This window comes from Colidextribacter sp. OB.20 (assembly GCF_009911595.1).
GTDB lineage: Bacteria > Bacillota > Clostridia > Oscillospirales > Oscillospiraceae > Lawsonibacter.
Genome location: NZ_QWKG01000017.1, coordinates 17,621 through 35,255 on the forward strand (window position 1 = coordinate 17,621; position 17,635 = coordinate 35,255).

A 17,635-nucleotide genomic window follows, 5' to 3' on the forward strand; every position below is an offset into this window, starting at 1 on the left:
CGCCCTACGGAACAGCCCCTCCGGAAATACAGAGAAAGGAAGCGGTTTGCATGGCAGATGAGAAAAGCATGAATCCAGGCTCCTTCGATCAGGATTCCATGATGGTCTATATCGATCCCAAGCTGATGAGCAGCCTGAACGATCTGGCGGAGCGGAAGCAGGAGGACCTGAAGGCCCTCCAATCCGCCGCCGAGGACGGGGACCTGGAGGCCCAGTACAGCCTGGGCCGCAGCTACTACTACGGGGAGGACGGCGCCCCCAAGGACGGCAAGCAGGCCTTCTACTGGTTCAGCAGAGCCGCCGAGGGGGACAACATCGCCGCGCAGTACTATCTGGGCCTGTGCTATGTCCGGGGAATCGGCACGGAGAAGGACGAGGTCCGGGCGGTGGAGCTGTTCGCCGACGCGGCGGATCAGGGCTATATGCCCGCCGTGACTGAGCTGGGCCTGTGCTATGAGCTGGGCCACGGAGTGGTTATGGACAAGGGCCACGCCGCCGACCTCTATCAGGAAGCCGCAGATCAGGACTATGCCCCCGCCCAGTGCAACCTGGGCTACTTCTACTACCAGGGCATCCACTTTGAGGAGAACAACGATATGGCGGCGGAGCTGTTCGCCAAGGCGGCCCAGCAGGGCTACCCCCGGGCTCAGGTGCTCATGGGGGAGTGCTTTGAGAACGGCTACGGGGTGGAGAAGGACCCGGCCAAGGCCGTGGAGCTCTACCGGGCCGCCTATGAGCAGCACTACCCTGACGGGGCCTGCTCCCTGGGGCTGTGCTACGAGTCGGGCACCGGCGTGGAGGAGGACAAGGAGCGCGCGGTGGAGCTGTACCGGGAGGCCGCCGAGCAGGGCTTTCCCCCCGCCCAGTGCAACCTGGGCTTCTGCTACTACATAGGCATTGGCACCAGGGAGAAGCCGGAGCAGGCGGTGGAGTGGTTCACCAAGGCCGCCGAGCGGGAGTATCCCCGGGCCATGTTCCTGTTGGGGGAGTGCTACGACCGGGGCTTCGGCGTGGAGCAGAACTATGACCGGGCGGTCAAGCTCTATCAGAGCGCGGCGGAGAAGGACTACACCTCCGCCTTCTGCTCCCTGGGCCTGTGCTATGAGCTGGGCCAGGGGGTGGCCGAGGACAAGGCCCGTGCGGTGGAGCTCTACCGCAAGGCGGCGGAGCGGGGGATGCCCCGGGCCCAGTGCAATCTGGGCTTCTGCTACTACACCGGCATCGGCGTGGAGGAGAGCAACGACGAGGCGGTGAAGTGGTTTGCCCAGGCCGCCGAGCAGGGCTATCCCCGGGGGATGCAGCTGCTGGCCGAGTGCTATGAGAACGGCTACGGCGTGGAAAAGGACGAGGCCCGGGCGGTGGAGCTGTACACCAAGGCCCGGGAGGCGGGCTATCCCCCCGCCTCCTGCTCGCTGGGGCTGTGCTATGAGACGGGCACCGGCGTGGAGATGGACAAGGCCCGGGCGGTGGAGCTGTATCGGGAGGCCGCCGAGAAGGGGGACTCCCGGGCGCAGTGCAACCTGGGCTACTGCTACTATGTCGGCATCGGGGTAGAGGAGGACGACGCTGAGGCTGCCAAATGGTTTGAGAAGTCCGCCGCGGACGGCTATTCCAGGGGTATGCAGCTGCTGGGCGAGTGCTATGACCGGGGCTACGGCGTGGAACAGGACCTGACAAAGGCCGCGCAGCTCTACCAGCAGGCCAGCGACAGGGGGAATGTCCCCGCCATGTGCTCCCTGGGCCTGTGCTATGAGCTGGGCCAGGGGGTAGAGGAGGACAAGGAGAAGGCGCGGGAGCTCTACCTCAAGGCCGCCGAGCGGGGCTATCCCCGGGCCCAGTGCAATTTAGGCTTCTTCTACTACCAGGGCATCAGCGTGGAGGAGGACAACGAGCAGGCGGTGAAGTGGTTCACAAGAGCCGCCGACCAGGGCTACCCCCGGGCCCAGCAGTTGCTGGCCGAGTGCTATGAGAACGGCTACGGCGTGGAGAAGGACCTGAAAAAGGCGGTTGAGCTCTATCAGAAGTCCCATGAGGGGGGCTATCCCCCCGCAACCTGCGCCCTGGGCGTATGCTATGAATACGGCGACGGGGTGGAGATGGACAAGGCCCGGGCGGTGGAGCTCTACCGCCAGGCGGCGGAACGGGGAATGGCCCGGGCCCAATGCAATCTGGGCTTCTGCTACTACCAGGGCATTGGCGTGGAGATGGACGACAGTCAGGCCTTCATGTGGTTTCAGAAGGCGGCCGGTCAGGAATACACCCGGGCCGTTCAGCTGCTGGGCGAGTGCTATGAGAACGGCTACGGCACCCAGAAGGACGAGACTAGGGCGGCGGAGCTGTACCGCCAGGCGGCGGAGCAGGATTATCCCCCTGCCATCTGCTCTCTGGGGCTGTGCTACGAGCTGGGCATCGGCGTGGAGATGGACAAGAAGCGCGGAGTGGAGCTCTACCGTCAGGCGGCGGAGCGGGGCTACTCCCGGGCCCAGTGCAACCTGGGGTACTGCTACTACGAGGGCATTGGGGTGGAAAAGGACGACGATCAGGCCTTCCGGTGGTTCAGCCGGGCGGCGGAGCAGGGCCAGACCCGGGCGCTGTGTATGCTGGGGCTGTGCTATGAGCTGGGCCGGGGCGTGATGGAGGACAAAAAGAAGGCCACTGAGTACTACCGCCAGTCCGCCGACAGCGGCAACGTCACCGCCATGTGCAACCTGGGGTACTGCTACTACACCGGCATCGGCGTGGCCGAGGACGAGGCGGAGGCCGTCAAGTGGTTCCAGAAGGCCGCCGACCGGGGTCAGCCTCGGGCGCTGTTCCTGCTGGGTGAGTGCTATGAGGAGGGCAACGGCATCCAGGCCGACCTGGCCAAGGCCAAGGAGCTCTATCAGAAGGCCGCAGACAAGGGCTATCAGAGCGCCAAGGAGGCCCTCCAGCGGCTGGACGACCAGCCGGCCAGCGGCCCTTACACCTACAACGCCCCAAAAGCTGACAAGCCCGCGCCCCCGGCCCCCAAGGCCAAGGCGCCGGAGAAGAAGAAAAGGGGCGGCCTGTTCGGTTTCTTCAAAAAGTAAAGTATTTAGAAACCGGCGGCTGACATTGGGTCAGCCGCCGGTTCTTTATAGTCCTGTCAGTCTCATAGAGGGCTCCCCCGTCACCCGTTCGCCCAGGAGATCGGCCCATCTCTCGGTATAAAAGCCGTAATAGGATATGCCGCTGCGCCATCTCCGTTGGCAGGCGGGCAGCTGGGCCCACAGGAGGGAGGGCAGACCGATCAGCGGCAGATAGAGCGGGCCCAGGATCAGGGATTGAATCGTGTGCCCGTACTCATGGACCAGCAGCTGCCTGTCTTGACCGTTCGGGGGCTTGTCCGTGATGAAGAGGAACAGCCCCAGGGACAGGCTGGAGTAGAGGGGATAGACCGTCGCCACCGCGCCGTGGTAGCGGAAGTGGGGGCGGCTCCAGTACCGCAGAAGGACGACTCCGCCCAGAACTGTCTGAATCAGCCCCCAGGTGCACTGGACCAAAGCATAGAGCAGGGGTCTTAGTCTCTTCATACCTTAGTTGGAAATTCCGGAGGCCTCTTTCGCCTGCCGGACCAGCTCATTGATCTTGTCATTGGCGGCCTGCCTGGCGATTTTGGAGGTCTCCTCCACGGTGGGAACATGGATATCCTTCAAAGCATAGGGGTCATTAAGCCGCAGACCGGAGCCGGTGAGCATGGCCCGCACCTGGGTGTAGGTCCACTGCCGCTCTCCTGCCGGCATACCAGCGTCAAAGTAGCCGCTCCAGGAGCACTGATACTTGGCGGCGATGAAATTCAGCTGGCTGGGCAGGTCCCGTCCCAGAGGGCTGTTCAGCGCCTCCTGGAAGGCGCCGGCGTAGTAGTCTTTGATGGCGCCTTCAGCGGCGTCGCGAAACTCCGTGATCTGGGAGATGTAGGAGTCGAAATAGCTTTTGCACCAGATTTGCCCGTCCGGGTCCACTGTGGCGTTCCAGTTGACCTCCAGCTTCTGCTCACCCAGCTGCTCCCGAACCATGGACATCAATTCGTCTCTGGTCATGTTGACCCAGATCTGGTCAGGGCCAGGCGCTTCTGCGGCGGCCTGCCGCCCCTTGGAGGAGAGCTCCAGCCTGTCCTGAGATTGCTCCGGGGTTTGGTCCGCTTTTTTCTCCGGGGCGGCAAACCGGGCCGTCCGGATGGGAGAAATCTGGCCGGCTCTGGGGTCAAAAATAATGTCCATAAACTGTTCACTCCTTTTTTGATGGCTGATATCATATATATCGGCGAAAAGCTGGGAAAATTAAGCGGCTGTCCCGGGTCAAGGGCAGCCGCTTGGCGCTGTTATTTCACCCTCAGCCGCTTGGCCAGCTCCCCGTCGGGGGTGACCTGGGCGGTCTCATAGGTGGTGTAGATTACCATGCCGGGCCGGGCGCCCCCGGGCTTCTTGACATACCGGACAGGGGTGTAGTCCACCGGCACCTTGCTGCTGTCCCGGGCCTGGGAGAACCAGGCGGCCAGCACTGCGGCCTCGTTCAGACTTTGCAGGTCAGGCTGGCCTCCCTCAGTCCACAAAATCACGTGGGAGCCGTGGATTTTCTGAGTGTGGAACCAGATGTCCCCCTTGCCCGCCAGCCGGCACGTGAGCAGGTCGTTCTGGCTGTTGTTTTTGCCCACCGAGATGCGCAGGCCGGTGGTTGATATAAATTCCATGGGCTTGGATACCGCCCGCCTGCCCCGGTCCTTGGCCTTGCCGGGGCGGCGGAGGTAGCCGGTGTCCGTCAGCTCCTGACGGATCTCTGTCAGGTCCCGTTCCCCTTCGGCCAAGGAGATGTTCTCCAGCACGCTGTTGAGATAGTCCAGCTCCTGCCGGCCCTTCTCCAGCTGAATGGTGAGCATCTCCTCCGCCTTTTTGGCCCGGTTGTAATCCTTATAATACTTGGCGGCGTTCTGCTGGGGGGTGAGGAGGGGGTCCAGCTTGATCTCGATCTCCTTTCCCTCGGGATCGTAAAAATCCGCCGCCCGGAGACGGGCCATCCCCTTCTCCATCTGGTAAAAATTGCTGGTAACGATGTCGCCCAGCTGGCGCAGACGGTCCCGGTCCTTTGTGGCGGCCAGCTCCTTCTCCTGATTGCCGAGCTTCCGGGCGGTGCGGTCCCGGGCGTTGGTGACCAGCTTAATCAGGTCCTGGCCCTTCTGCTTTACCCGGTCCTGGCGCTCCCGCTGCTCGAAGAAGGCGTCCAGCAGGGGAGAGAAGCCGGGCCAGGCGGTAATCTCCGCCGCTCCCCCATACTGCTCCACCGGCAGAAAGGTGAAATCCTTTGGCCGGCCGTCCAGAGAGACTACAGTCGGTGTAAAGCGGTTTTCCATTACGATGTTTTGCAGCTCCGTGAGGCGGTCCAGCAGCCGCCCCCGACCCTCCGGGCCCAAGGCATTCAGCCGGATATCGGTGGAGCCTCCGGCCCGGTGGGCCAGCTCCCGGCAGACCAGGGGGGACAGCCCGCCGAAGGTGTCCAGCAGCCATCTGTCCGCCTGGGCCTCCTCCGGGGCGGCGGACAGCAGAGCCTCCAGTTTCTCCCTGTCTGCCGTAAGGGGATTTTCCTTGTCAATCCTTGGGGGAAGCCGATAGAACATCCCCGGCTGGAGAATGCGTCCAGCGGTGACGTCTCCCCCGGTGTGGCGGATACAGTCCAGGATGCGGCCCTCTCCGTCCAGCAGGAGGAGGTTGGTCTTGTGGCTGATGGCCTCCAGCACCAATTTGCGCTCCACCCGGTCACCCAGCTCGTTGAGGGCCTCAAAGCGGAGGACGGCCACCCGCTCCAGGGGAGTCTGGACGATCTCCAGCAGCCGGGCCCCGGACATGTGCTTGCGCAGCAGCATGCAGAACATGGGGGGCTTCTCCGGGTTCTCCAGAGGGAGGGTAGTGAGATGGAGCCGGGGGTGGGGCGGGCTGGCCGACAGCAGCAGGCGCACGTTGCCCGTGTTCTGGGTCCGCAGAGCCAGCACCACCTCGTCCCGGCCGGGCTGGTAGATCTTATCCACCCGGGCTCCGGCCAGGCTGGTATTCAATTCGTGGATGACGCCAGATAAGCACAGCGCGTCTAAGGGCATAGAGATCACCTCTTGGGATCGTTTGTAGGGGCGCATATTATGCGCCCGCAGGTCCTGCCTATCATTTACGGGCGGATGATATCCGCCCCTACAGAGGCATCCGCATTAAAATTAGCTTAACAGCCTTGTATCCAGCCTCCGTTTTAATCATATCTGCTGGACATTGGTGGTTAAGAGCCGGAACCTTTTTGTAAATCCATTTAGAAGATTGAACGCCAAGGACCCCCTTGATAACTTTTGTAAGCTCGGTTGGGATACCGGGCAGCTCGTTTTCTTCGACAGAAATACCATCAAAATGCTGAGAAAAATTGCAGTATTCAGCCTCTAAAGAGTCAAATATTAACGCTAATTCCTGAATTTTATGACATTCCACATTACTCCTCCATCATCACAGCAAATAACTCGTTCAGCCGCTCTGTCCTCCCCTGGAGGTATAGCCAGCCGAACAGGGCCTCCAGGCCGGTGGCGGTCTGGTACTGGGCCCGGCTGGCCGCCTTGGGAATGGAGTGGGGGGCGGTGTTCCGGCCCCGGCGGAAGACGTCGGCCTCCTCCTGGTCGAGGAGGGGCTGAATCCGCTCAAACCGCTCCGCCTGAGCGGGGGCGGCCACATACTTGACGGTGGCCCGGTGCAGGTCCTTGGCTTTCGCCTTTCCGTGGAGCACCAGCCAGGAGCGGACCATCACCTCGTAGACCCCGTCCCCCAGGTGGGCCAGCCCCAGGGTGGACAGGGAGAGAAGGGTGTTCCTGTCGGTGTTCAGGTGGAAGTAGTCGGTCATGGCAAAGAGCTCCTCTTTCGCGAAGTGGGATGATTTTATCACATTTTTTCAGGGATGGCAAGTAGGGGGCGACGACCCCGGCGCCCCGCCTATAAAAGGGCAGAGGGCTGGAAAACGGCGCGCCGGGTCGTCGCGCCCTACTTGCAAATTTTCCCCAAACGTGATACTCTGGAAAAAAGCCGGGGAGGGGGAGAGGATATGCGCATACTGGCCGCCTTTGCCTTCTCCTTTTCCGCTGCCATCTTTCTCACCATCTACGGCGGACTGGACCTCTTTTTGCTCCCCTTAGGGGCGATTTTGATTTTGGCGGCGGCAGCCGGCTGGATTGCCCTGCGCAGGCGGGAGGGACATGTCCGGCTGAGGACCGCGCTGATTCTGTCCGGCCTAGCGGCGGGCTTCCTGTGGACGGCGCTGTATATGGCGGTGTTCTTCCAGCCCGCCAGGGATCTGGACGGCCGGACCGTCCGGCTCACCGCCACGGTGTCCGACTGGCCCCAGGAGGGGGCCTACGGCGGCTGTACGGTGGTAGTTCAGGCGGAGACAGAGAGCTGGGTGAAGCTGTCCGCCATCCTCTACACCGACGAACAGGGAGCAGGCCTGCGCCCCGGTGACCGCGTTCAGACTGTCGCCCGCTGCACCCTGGGGGACCGGACCTTTGCCGGGGAGAGGATTACCTATTACACCGCCAAGGGCGTCTTTTTCCGGGCCCAGGCCTATGGCCGGCTGGACGTTCAGAGGCCGGACCATGTCCCGCCCCAGTATTACGCCGCCTGGGCGGCGAAGGCCCTGAGAGAGGGGATTGCCGCCGCCTTTCCGGAGGACGCCGCCGGCTTTGTCCAGGCCTTGGTGACTGGCAACCGGAGCAGCCTTACCGACGAGTTCACCACCTCTCTGGAGCGGACCGGCCTGAGCCACACGGTGGCGGTGTCCGGAATGCACCTGGCTTTTCTGTCCAGCCTGCTTACCGCCCTGCTGGGCCGGGGGAGGCGGTCTACCGCCCTTTTGACCATTCTCTGGGTGTTTCTCTTCTGCGGTATCGCGGGAAACACCCCCTCGGTGCTCCGGGCGGCGGTGATGGTGCTGATGCTCCAGCTCGCACCCCTGCTGGACCGGGAACGGGACGGCCCAACCTCCCTGGCGCTGGCCCTCATGCTTCTGCTGTGGCTCAACCCCTTTTCCGCCGCACATATCGGCCTTCAGCTGTCCTTCGCGGCGGTGGCGGGCATCCTTCTCGTGTCCGACCAGGTCCAGGACCGGCTGGTCAAGCTGTTCCGCCTGGACAAAAGGCCCAAAAATCGGAGGGAGAAGTGCCTGCGGGCGGCGCCTTACTTTGCTGTTTCCACACTCTCCGCCACCTTGGGCGCCTCTCTGCTTACCATTCCGCTGGTGGCGGTCCATTTCAATATGATCTCCCTGATTTCGCCCCTGTCCAATCTGCTCACCCTGTGGGCCATCGGCTTTTTGTTTCTGGGCGGACTGGCCGCGGGGGCGCTTGGGGCCTTTCTGCCCGGGGCGGCGGCTGTACTGGCGATTCCCTTTACAGGGCTGGTCTATTACCTCCAGTGGGTCATCGACCTGCTGTCCAGGCCCGCCCTGGCCGCCCTGCCTCTGGACTCTGTCTGCTACCGGGCCTGGGTGGTGCTGGTCTACGCTCTGCTGCTGGTCTCCGTCCGCGTGAAGGGAAGGCGCCCCCTGTGGATGCCTGCAGCCGCCGGAGCGGTCACGCTGGTACTGGCGGTGGCGCTGACCCGGGCCGCGTTCTATGTGGGGGATATGGCAGTGGCCGTGCTGGACGTGGGCCAGGGCCAGAGTGTGCTGGTGCGAACTGGGCGGTATCTGACATTGGTGGACTGCGGCGGCGACAGCCGGGACAACCCCGGCGACGTGGCGGCCGACTACCTGCAGGCCCTGGGGCGGAGCGAGGTCGATATGCTGGTGGTGTCCCACTACCACGCGGACCACGCCAACGGCGTTCCCCAGCTGCTCCGCCGGGTCAGGGTGGGGACCATCTGCCTGCCCGATGTGGAGGAGGACAGCCCACTCCGGGCAGAGATTGTTGCCGCCGCGGAGGAGCGGGACATACAGGTCCTGTTCATCCGGGAGGACTTGCCTCTTGAGATGGGGTCGGGCAAGGTGCTGGTGCTCCCTCCCATGTCCGATGCCGGGACCGCCAATGAGCTGGGCCTGACCGTGCTGGCCACCGTTGGCAGGAACGATGTCCTCATCACTGGCGACATGGAGGCAGAGGGAGAGCGGCGGCTGGCAGAGTCGGCGGCCCTGCCCGATATTGAGGTGCTGGTGGCCGGCCACCACGGCTCCGACACCTCCAATACCCGGGAGCTGCTTGAGAAGGTAAAGCCCGAGCTGGCCCTGATCTCCGTGGGGCTGAACAACAAATACGGACATCCAGGCGCTGGCGCGCTGGACCGCCTCCACGAGGCGGGGGCCGAAATTTACCGCACCGACCTGCACGGGACAATAGAGGTCCAATTAAAGTGACAGAGGGGGACCGGCCATGCCGCCGAAAGCCAAGCCAGATACATCCGGATTTGAAAAACTGAAAAAGGACCTGTCCACAGGGACGCTGGGGCAGCTCTACATCCTCCACGGGGAGGAGACCTACCTCCGGGACCACTATCTTGGCCGCCTGCGGGAGGCGGTGCTCACCGGGGGGCTGGGGGAGTTCAACCGCCACGACCTGAGTGCCAGGGACATGTCTCCCCACGCCCTGGAGGAGGCGGTGGACTGCCTGCCCATGATGGCGGAGCGGACCCTGATTCAGGTCACCGACTTCGACCTGTTCAAGGCGGGGGAGAAGGAGGAGTATATCCGCATCCTGTCCAGCCTGCCCGATTACTGCTGTCTGGTGTTCCTCTATGACCTCATCGACTACAAGCCGGACGCCCGGACCAAACTGGCCCAGACGGTGAAGCAGTACGGCACGGCGGTGAACTTTGTCCGCCAGGGCCAGCGGGAGCTGGCCGACTGGGTCCGCAGGCACTTTAAGGCCCAGGGTAAGGACATTGATGTCCGGCTGTGTGAGTACCTGATTGAGCTGTGCGGCGATTTGATGCACGGCCTCCAGCAGGAGATCGGAAAGGTCGCCGCCTACGCCCGGGGACCCAAGATTACCCAGGCGGACATTGACGCAGTAGCCACCCCCCAGCTCAGCGCTGTGGTGTTCCGCATCGCCGACGCCATCGGGGAGAAGAACTACGACCGGGCGGCGAAGATTTTGGGGGAGCTGTACCAGATGCAGAAGAGCCCCTATGAGATTCTGGCCGCCCTGGGCAAGCAGCTGCGCCAGCTCTACTCCGCCCGGCTGGCCCTGGACGGGCGGAGGAGCGCCGCCTATGTGGCCCAGCTGTGGGGCATGCGCTACCCCGCCGACCGGCTGATGAACAGTGCCCGGCGGTTTTCCCTGCCCTGGTGCAGGCGGGCTGTCATCCGGTGCGCCCAGACCGATCTGGCCATGAAGTCCACCGGCCAGGACCCAAGGGAGCTGCTGACTGCCCTGCTGCTGGAGCTGGCAACGGGAGATGAAAAGCCCCCCTTCGCAAAGAGGGCTGTCAGCCGTAGGCTGACTGGGGGTTTCCTATAGGGACCAATGGGGGGAAAGGGAAAAACCTCCGTCATTTGCTTCGGAAATGCCACCTCCCCTTGCGAAGGGAGGCTTTTGGGAGGTGACCTGCACATGTTTTGCATCCGAGAGGCCATCGCGGTGGAGGGCCGGTACGACAAAAACACCCTGTCCCAGGTGGTGGATACCCTGATCCTGGAGACAGGGGGCTTTCAAATCTTTAAGGACCCGGAAAAAATGGCCCTGCTGCGAAGGGCGGCGGAGCGGCGGGGACTGATCGTCCTCACCGACTCCGACGGGGCGGGCTTCGTCATCCGGAACCGGATCAAGGGGGCCATCCCGGCCCGATTTTTAAAGCACGCCTATATCCCCGATGTCTACGGCAAGGAGCGGCGCAAGCGCCAGCCGGGGAGAGAGGGCAAGCTGGGGGTGGAGGGGATGCCCCCCGCTGTGCTGGAGGACGTCCTCCGCCGGGCGGGGGCTGTCTTTCTGGAGGAGAACACCCTGCCGGGCCTCTCCGGCCCGCCCCTGACGAAGGCGGACTTCTTCGCCGCCGGCCTGTCCGGAGGGCCGGGGAGCGGGGAGCGGCGTCAGGCCCTCTTAAAGCGCCTGGAGCTGCCGGAGCACATGTCTGCCAACGCCCTGCTGGCTGTCCTCAACGGCTGCTACAGCAGGGAGGAGGCGGAGGAGATATTGGAGAATTTGTAGGGGGCGGCGCGGAGGCCGCCCCCTACGGGTTTACCGCTTTCGCCAGCGCGTCCAGGTGGTCGGCCAGGTCCTCCCGGCCGCCGTAGTGAAAAACGGCCAGCCGCCCGCCCTTCGCCACGGCCACCCCCTGATACTGGGAGTTGCTCCGGGAGAGGATGACGAAGTCCAGCCCGGGGTAGTCGATCTCCTCATAGGTCCAGGTCAGGTTGACGGCCTCCTGCTCCGCCATCTGGGCCAGGGCGACGGGCCGGGCCATAGCAGGGATAAGCAGGTGGAAGTAGACCGCCTCCAGGGTGGGGGAGTAGACATACTCCGGTTCCCCGGAGGAGGAGTAGCCGCTTTTTGACTCCCAGTCCTCCGGGCTGAGCAGGGTCTGATTCACGGTGTAGTAGCCGGGGGAGAGGAGGGCAAATTTCCGGGTGACAGTGCTCTCTCCCCAGTCGCTGCCGGGGGACTTGTGGTGGGGCTCGCCAAAGAGATCCTCATAGGTGAGCAACGGCTCCGATTCCAGCTGCTGGAGGTTTACATAAGTTCCGGAGAAGTCCTCCAGCGGCTTGGCTGTCGGGTAATCCCAGAAGCCGAACAGGCGCCCCGTCCACAGAACGATGATAAGACCGAACAGCGGAATGGCGATCCAGAAGGGGACAAACCAGAAGTTCCGCCGCCTTGGGCGGTGGGGTTTGGGGGTGATGCCCAGCTCCAGAGAGCGCTGGAGGTCCAGCAGACAGCGGTACTCCCGTTCGTCGTTCCGCCAAAAACAGAGAAAGAGCGGCAGAAGAATGAGCAAACTTCCGGACATATCCAGAAAGTAGAGGGGCAGCTGGCGGGAATCGACGCGCCAGATCACGGCGCCCCCGGCGATCAGAATACCCAAAATGACGTACCGCCAAATGCGCTGCTTCCTGCGGGCTTTCTGAACTTCCCCAGCCAGCTGTTCCAGGGACAGTCCCCGGGTCACCGGGTCGGTGTGCAGTTCAGTGGCGCTGGGGTCGGTGGTGTAGAAGAGGAAGTAGGCTTTGCCCACCATATCTCCATACTCCCAGCCCGCCTCTTTGTACAGCTCCAGCTGTTCCGGCTCCGGGGCCTCTTTGCCGTCAGCGGCCTCCAGCCGGAAGCGGGTGCCGGGGGCGGCGTCATCCCGGCGGAACTGGGTGAAGTCGCCGTTGACCCACAGGGGGAAAAGCCCCTCGTTGGCCTGTTCCTCCAGCCAGCCCTCCAGGCTCTGGATGTCGAACAGGGACACCGGGGTGGTTTTAAAGACATGCTTCATTTTGTGACCTCCTTTACAAAAATCTCCAGCGCCTGGTCAACGTCTGCCGGGCCAGAGCAGCTCAGCGTGAACACCAGGTTCCCTATTTGGCCTGCGTAGAGCTTTCTGGGCGCGTCCATGTTCTCGGTCCGCCAGGTGAGGACGGTCAGTGCGTCGAAGGCGGGGTGGTCCACGCTCTGGAAGCCGGAGAACTCCGCCAGTGGTGAGTTGATGTAGAACTCCGCCAGCAATGAGTTGATGTGGTACTCCCCGGTGTTTTTCTCATACCGCCGCCACCAGGCCAGCTGGTCCTCCTGAAGGCACCGCAGCAGGAGGGGGGCCATGTCCGGGAAGCGCAGGCGGTACAGGTGAAGATAGACGCTGCACTCCTGGGCGCTGCCGTCCTCCAGGAGGGCGGTACCCCACTGCTGAAAGCTGATCTGCTCCGGGACCAGAAGGGAGCGCCGCCAGGTGGGGTGGGGGAGGAGCCTCCCGCTGGAAGGCTCGGCGGTCAGGTTGACCACGTCTTCCCGTTCCATTACCTGCTCCAGACTGACGCGGGGGAAGTTCCAGTCCTCCGGGAGGGGCAGCTGCTTGGAGGTCTTAGGCTGTATGCAAAATCCCCAGACCAGAGCGGCGCAGAACCAAAGGATGAGCGGGGCCCATTCCTTTAAGGGGAAACGCCGGGGCCAGCGGCGGCCCTCATCTAAGGGGATGCCGTCAGCCAGCTGTTTTTGCAGGACCTTCAAGGCGTGCCGCCAACGGATGGAGCGGAAGAGACTCAAAGCATAGCAGACAAAGAGCGCCAGGATCAGGCAGGCTGCCTCTGTATTCAGCAGGAAGCTGTTGGGGAGAATCCAGGGATTGTCAAAAAAGTCCGCAAAGATGCTCCGCCACGAAAAGAGGGCAAAGGCGAGGAGGATAAACGGAGTCCAACGGCTGCGGCGGAGCAGGCGGTCGAAGGTAAAGCTCTGGGTCATCGGGTCGGTGTGCAGGGCGGGGGCGGCCGGGTCCGCGGTGCGGTAGACATAATACAGCCCCTTGAGTGTCGTGACAAACTCCCATCCCGCTTGGGCATAGAGCTCGTTGCGCTCTTTGTCGATGTCGCCCCAGGCCTTGATGTCCAGGGCGTACCGCACCCCGGCCCGGGGCGTACCGGGGGCGAAGCGGGCAAAGTCTGTGCCGATCTTGACCAGATGCAGCCCCCGGGCGGCCATGGCGGCCAGCCACTCCTCCAGCCCCCGCATGTCATAGGGCTCCACAGGTAATATCTTCCAAACCAGTTTTTTCATGGAAACCTCCTTTTACTGCCGCGGCCATCAGAATCTGGAACATCGTGCAGGGGCGGATAGTATCCGCCCGCACAATTTAATCCATCGCCTCCAGGAACAGAGGCAGGCAGTCCTCCAGGCCGGCATAGCCCACGTAGCAGATCATCAGGACCTCATTTCCCCGCAGGGCGGCGAGCGTCCAACAGTCCTGGTCCTGCTGGCGGTAGCGGACAGCCTCCAGCCGGTCCAGGCCGGGCCAGTCCAGCTTCTCCCAGGGCTGGAGGTCGGTGACCTTGCCGTAGAAGCTGGTGTTTTTCTGGGCTCGGGTCAGGTACTTGGCCTCCTCGTCCCGGCGGAGCTCATACACCCATTGGGCCACCCTGGGGGAGCGGGCCCGGTCGTACTGAAAATAGGTCCACAGGGAGTAGGGCCGCTCGATGCCGGGAATCTTTCCGGTGTCGGTGGGAATGGAGTGTGTCCGCCAGTCGATGGAGACGTACTCCTGCACCGGGACGAACCAGGAGTCGTTTTGGTGGACGTGGCCGTCCACCTTGGGCTCCTCCTCCAGAGGGCGGGGGCCGGTCCCCTCCAGCTGGCCCAGAGTGGGCCAGGGGTGGGACAGGACAGCCTCCTCCAGACTGTAGAGCTTGGGGCGATAGTCCTCCAGAAACACCCTGGGGAAGAGAGAGAGGGGCAGGTAGACAGCTATCCACACCAGAATCCACCGGGGCCGGTTCCAGCGCTTTTTGGCCTTCAGGGGCAGGCCCTGGGCCAGGGTGCGCTGAATTTTGAGCAGCTTCCGCAGTTCCAGGGCGAGGACGAGGAACAGGCCGGGAAACAGTATGGCGGTGAGGGCCAGGGTGAACAGATTCCGGGGGCTGGTCCACAGGAGAAAGTCCGCCCAGAAGATGTCCCGGGTCAGGAACAGCAGGCCGCCCATCAGAAGGAGGGTGCTCAGGACAAAGGACAGCTGATACCGAATCTGGGCCCGGATGGTCCCGTCCAGAGCCAGGGACAGGGACTGGGGGTCGGAGTACAGCTCCGGGGCGTCGGGGTCGCCGCAGGAGAAGATGTGAAACGCCTTGGAGATGGTGACCACATGGGTCCAGCCCGCCTCCTGGTACAGCTCCGCCCGCTCCCGGTCCTTCTTTTTGCTTTTTCCCACCGGGTCCAGGCGGTAGCGCACCGGATAGGGGTCGCCCACGGTAAAGACGGCCCGGTCCCGGTGGAAGTTGAATTTTTGCAGGAACAGCCCTTGACAGGCCATCTCGTCCAGCCAGCTCTGCAAGCCGGGGATGTCGAAAAAGGAACAGGGGATGGGTCTGATTTCGGTCATAACGGCTCCTCCTTTCACACAACGGGATTCACAGGCTGTCAATCATCTCGGCGAACCGGGGCAGGAATTGGGTGATGTCCTGTTCGCCCCGGTACTCCACCCGCAGGACGGTGCCGCCCCTGCGGAGGATCAGATAATAGGATATTGTTCCATCCAGATGTTCATCTTCACAGAAACGGATCTGGTCCAGGTCATAGGCTGGCTCCAGGTCCCGATAGCCGCCCCGCCCCCAGGACTCCCACTCCCACACCCGGCGCTCTGCCAGGTTGGGGAGGAAATACCGGGTGATATTGATCTCCAAATGTGGGACGTTCCGGTTTTCCGTACCGTCCTCGTTCCAGTGACCGACGCCGTACTGCCGGAAGAACCAGCTTTCGGGAGTGAGGGGGGTGTACTCATGGGAGATGTAGTCCATATAGTCGGGCCATTTTTGGGAAATCTGAAAACCGGAGCCCTCAATTTCGGTCAGGGTGACGAAGTTGGAGTCGGCCAGATCGTAGGGGAAGTAGCCGTGGGTGGCGCAGAGAAAGGCAAATTCCACCGCCACCAGAAACAGGGGGATGGCGGACAGGGCCGCCAGCGCTCCGCTGAGGCGGCTGCCCGGGGCGGGGGTCATGGGCAGGCCGCTCTTGGTCTGCCGGTGGAGCCGCCACAGGACAAACAGGCCGTGAAGGTAGGAGATATCCATCAGCACCAGTCCCAGGACGGTCAGTATCCAAGGCAAAAAGCCGTAGCTCAAAATTTCCGCCCAGTAGTAGTGAATGTATTCCGGGGTAAATTGGGAGGACCAGGAAAAATTCAGCAGGACAAAGTTCAGGATTGCCAGCCCGACGCCCCCCAGCAGCTTCCGCCGGAGGAACCGTTTCAGAGCGTAATCCCAGGTTTCCGGGTCGGTGTGGGCCTGGGCCTCCGGGTCCTCCGTCACAAAGACGGCAAAGCTGTTTCGGAACAGCCCCAGGTATTTCCACCCCGCCTGCTCGTAGAGCTCGTTCAGCTCCGGGTCGGTCCAGTCGGGCTTGCTGGGGGCGGGCTCCAGGTGGAACCGCAGCTTGGCGGGCTCCTGACGCTCGAACAGGACCAGAGGCCCCATAGTCATGGCGAATACCAGACCCTTGGCCGCCTGCTTCTCCAGCCAGCTCTCCAGGCCGGGGATGTCATAGCCGTTTAACGGCGAAAATCGAATACAAAGCTTGCTCATGGCGCTTCCTCCTCCTCTAGTCCGTCGTTGACGCAGGCCCGCAGCCGGGCCAGCTCCTCCTCGAAGGCCGCCCGGCCCTTGTCGGTCAGCTTGTAGGTCCGCTTCCGGCCATCCACCGAGGTCTCGGCAATCATCCCCTCATCCTGGAACCGGGCCAGCAGGGTATACAGCGTCCCCGGACCCAGGCGCACCCGGCCCTTTGTCTTGCGGTCCACAAAGTCGGTGACCTCAGTGCCGCACATCTCCCGGCGCAGGAAGGACATCAGCACATAGTACATGGGCTCGGTCAGCGGCCCCTTTTCCCGTCCTGGCATACTGCTTCTCCTTTCTATCGGTTTATAATATCGTCTGACGATATTATAACAGGATATTACACGGATGTCAATAGGCCGGACCAAATTCGCCCCAAAGCCCTATCAAAAATCTGACCGCTTTCTCCAGGCCAAGCTCCTATAATAGGACGTGCTGAGGGGGGAGGCGAGACCATGACAATTATCTATGTGGATACGCTGTTCCTCCTCAACGGGGTCATCGACTACCTGCTGCTGCTGGCGGCTGCCCGGCTGGCGGGGGAGCCCCTCCTGCGCTGGCGCTTCGCCCTGGGCGGGGCGCTGGGGGGGATGTATGCAGTTGCCATCTTCCTGCCCGGACTGGGCTTTCTGGCCCACCCCCTGTGCAGGCTGGCCTCCCTGGTCCTGATGCTGGTAACCGCCTACGGGGGCAGCCGCCGGCTGCTGCGTCAGGGGCTGCTGTTTGTGGCTCTCACCTGCGCCCTGGGGGGCGGGGTGGTTGCGATTGGTCTGCTGGGAGGGACAGGACTCGCTCTGGGAAACGGGGTGTTTTACTCCGCACTGGATATCAAGGTGGTCCTCCTGTCGGCGGCGGTGTGCTACGGAGTGATAACCCTGGTGTTTCAGCGGATAGGGCGGCACAGCGCCACTGACAGGGAGCTGGTGCCCCTCCGGCTGCGGCTGGGCAGGGAGCAGGTGGTCCTCACCGCCCTGGTGGACACAGGGAACACCCTCACCGATCCCGCCTCCGGCCGCCCGGTGGTGGTGGCGGAGGGGGATCGGCTGGGGCCGCTTTTTCCGCCGGACCACCGCCCTGGTCCCGCCGACCTGACGGACCCCTCCTCCGCCCTGACCCGGCTGGGGACAGGGGAGTGGAAGGCCAGGTTCCGCCTGCTGCCCTACCGCAGCGTGGGGGTGGAGCGGGGGCTGCTGCTGTGCGTCCGGGCGGACAGCCTGGAACTGGACGGGCAGGGGAGAGGCCCTGCGCTGGTGGCCCTGTCTCCCACCCCTGTGTCCGACGGAGGCGGGTATCAGGCGCTGATCGGGTCGGTGGATGGTATGTAGGGGCGGATATCATCCGCCCGCGGACGTATCTGCATATTGCGGGTGCATAATATGCG

The 17,635-nt window shown here is 63.1% G+C and carries 15 protein-coding genes; 5 read left to right on the forward strand and 10 right to left on the reverse strand.

Annotation, left to right across the window (positions count from 1 at the left end; genetic code table 11):
- Positions 1-50 precede the first annotated feature (50 nt).
- Positions 51-3,068, forward strand: a complete 3,018-nt coding sequence (locus D1641_RS05380; RefSeq protein ID WP_201757253.1) for a tetratricopeptide repeat protein — start codon at positions 51-53, stop codon at positions 3,066-3,068.
- A gap of 45 nt (positions 3,069-3,113) precedes the next feature.
- Here the strand turns inward: D1641_RS05380 and D1641_RS05385 are convergent, their stop codons facing one another.
- The 5 genes from D1641_RS05385 to D1641_RS05405 all read right to left on the reverse strand — a co-directional run bounded on the left by D1641_RS05385 (position 3,114) and on the right by D1641_RS05405 (position 6,882).
- Positions 3,114-3,551, reverse strand: a complete 438-nt coding sequence (locus D1641_RS05385; protein ID WP_160663443.1) for a hypothetical protein — start codon at positions 3,549-3,551, stop codon at positions 3,114-3,116.
- A gap of 3 nt (positions 3,552-3,554) precedes the next feature.
- Positions 3,555-4,238 carry a hypothetical protein gene (locus D1641_RS05390; RefSeq protein WP_160663445.1) on the reverse strand — a complete coding sequence of 228 codons (684 nt, stop codon included), beginning with the start codon at positions 4,236-4,238 and terminating at the stop codon, positions 3,555-3,557.
- A 101-nt stretch (positions 4,239-4,339) separates the two neighbouring features.
- A complete protein-coding gene (locus D1641_RS05395) occupies positions 4,340-6,106 on the reverse strand; it encodes an NFACT RNA binding domain-containing protein (RefSeq protein ID WP_160663447.1) in 1,767 nt (588 codons plus the stop codon).
- 88 nt (positions 6,107-6,194) lie between these two features.
- Positions 6,195-6,479, reverse strand: coding sequence for an antitoxin Xre/MbcA/ParS toxin-binding domain-containing protein (locus D1641_RS19835; protein ID WP_160663449.1), 285 nt, complete (start codon positions 6,477-6,479; stop codon positions 6,195-6,197).
- A gap of 1 nt (position 6,480) precedes the next feature.
- Positions 6,481-6,882, reverse strand: a complete 402-nt coding sequence (locus tag D1641_RS05405) for a ribonuclease III domain-containing protein (protein ID WP_160663451.1) — start codon at positions 6,880-6,882, stop codon at positions 6,481-6,483.
- 198 nt (positions 6,883-7,080) lie between these two features.
- Here D1641_RS05405 and D1641_RS05410 point away from each other — a divergent pair, with 198 nt between their 5' ends.
- The 3 genes from D1641_RS05410 to D1641_RS05420 all read left to right on the forward strand — a co-directional run bounded on the left by D1641_RS05410 (position 7,081) and on the right by D1641_RS05420 (position 11,170).
- Positions 7,081-9,381: a DNA internalization-related competence protein ComEC/Rec2 gene (locus D1641_RS05410; protein ID WP_160663453.1), complete on the forward strand. Its 2,301-nt coding sequence runs from the start codon at positions 7,081-7,083 to the stop codon at positions 9,379-9,381.
- A gap of 16 nt (positions 9,382-9,397) precedes the next feature.
- Entirely contained in the window at positions 9,398-10,483 is a 1,086-nt protein-coding gene (holA, locus tag D1641_RS05415) for a DNA polymerase III subunit delta (protein ID WP_160663455.1), read from the forward strand.
- A 93-nt stretch (positions 10,484-10,576) separates the two neighbouring features.
- Positions 10,577-11,170, forward strand: coding sequence for a DUF4093 domain-containing protein (locus D1641_RS05420; RefSeq protein WP_160663457.1), 594 nt, complete (start codon positions 10,577-10,579; stop codon positions 11,168-11,170).
- A 22-nt stretch (positions 11,171-11,192) separates the two neighbouring features.
- On the opposite strand, the gene D1641_RS05425 is transcribed toward D1641_RS05420, so the two are convergent.
- The 5 genes from D1641_RS05425 to D1641_RS05445 all read right to left on the reverse strand — a co-directional run bounded on the left by D1641_RS05425 (position 11,193) and on the right by D1641_RS05445 (position 16,538).
- Positions 11,193-12,440 (reverse strand): DUF2812 domain-containing protein, encoded by a 1,248-nt coding sequence (locus tag D1641_RS05425; RefSeq protein ID WP_160663459.1) that lies wholly within the window; start codon positions 12,438-12,440, stop codon positions 11,193-11,195.
- Positions 12,437-13,711 (reverse strand): DUF2812 domain-containing protein, encoded by a 1,275-nt coding sequence (locus D1641_RS05430; protein WP_160663461.1) that lies wholly within the window; start codon positions 13,709-13,711, stop codon positions 12,437-12,439. Before D1641_RS05430 ends, D1641_RS05425 begins: the two co-directional genes overlap by 4 nt.
- A gap of 76 nt (positions 13,712-13,787) precedes the next feature.
- Positions 13,788-15,026, reverse strand: coding sequence for a DUF2812 domain-containing protein (locus D1641_RS05435; RefSeq protein WP_160663463.1), 1,239 nt, complete (start codon positions 15,024-15,026; stop codon positions 13,788-13,790).
- Positions 15,027-15,054: 28 nt separating this feature from the next.
- On the reverse strand, positions 15,055-16,224 hold the full coding sequence (locus tag D1641_RS05440; protein WP_160663465.1) for a DUF2812 domain-containing protein: 1,170 nt from the start codon (positions 16,222-16,224) through the stop codon (positions 15,055-15,057).
- Positions 16,221-16,538 (reverse strand): helix-turn-helix transcriptional regulator, encoded by a 318-nt coding sequence (locus tag D1641_RS05445; RefSeq protein WP_160663467.1) that lies wholly within the window; start codon positions 16,536-16,538, stop codon positions 16,221-16,223. Before D1641_RS05445 ends, D1641_RS05440 begins: the two co-directional genes overlap by 4 nt.
- 171 nt (positions 16,539-16,709) lie before the next feature.
- Between D1641_RS05445 and D1641_RS05450 the strand changes: the two genes are divergently transcribed.
- The gene (locus D1641_RS05450) at positions 16,710-17,579 is read left to right on the forward strand and encodes a sigma-E processing peptidase SpoIIGA (protein ID WP_160663469.1); all 870 of its coding nucleotides are present in this window, start codon (positions 16,710-16,712) and stop codon (positions 17,577-17,579) included.
- The last annotated feature ends 56 nt before the right edge of the window (positions 17,580-17,635 follow it).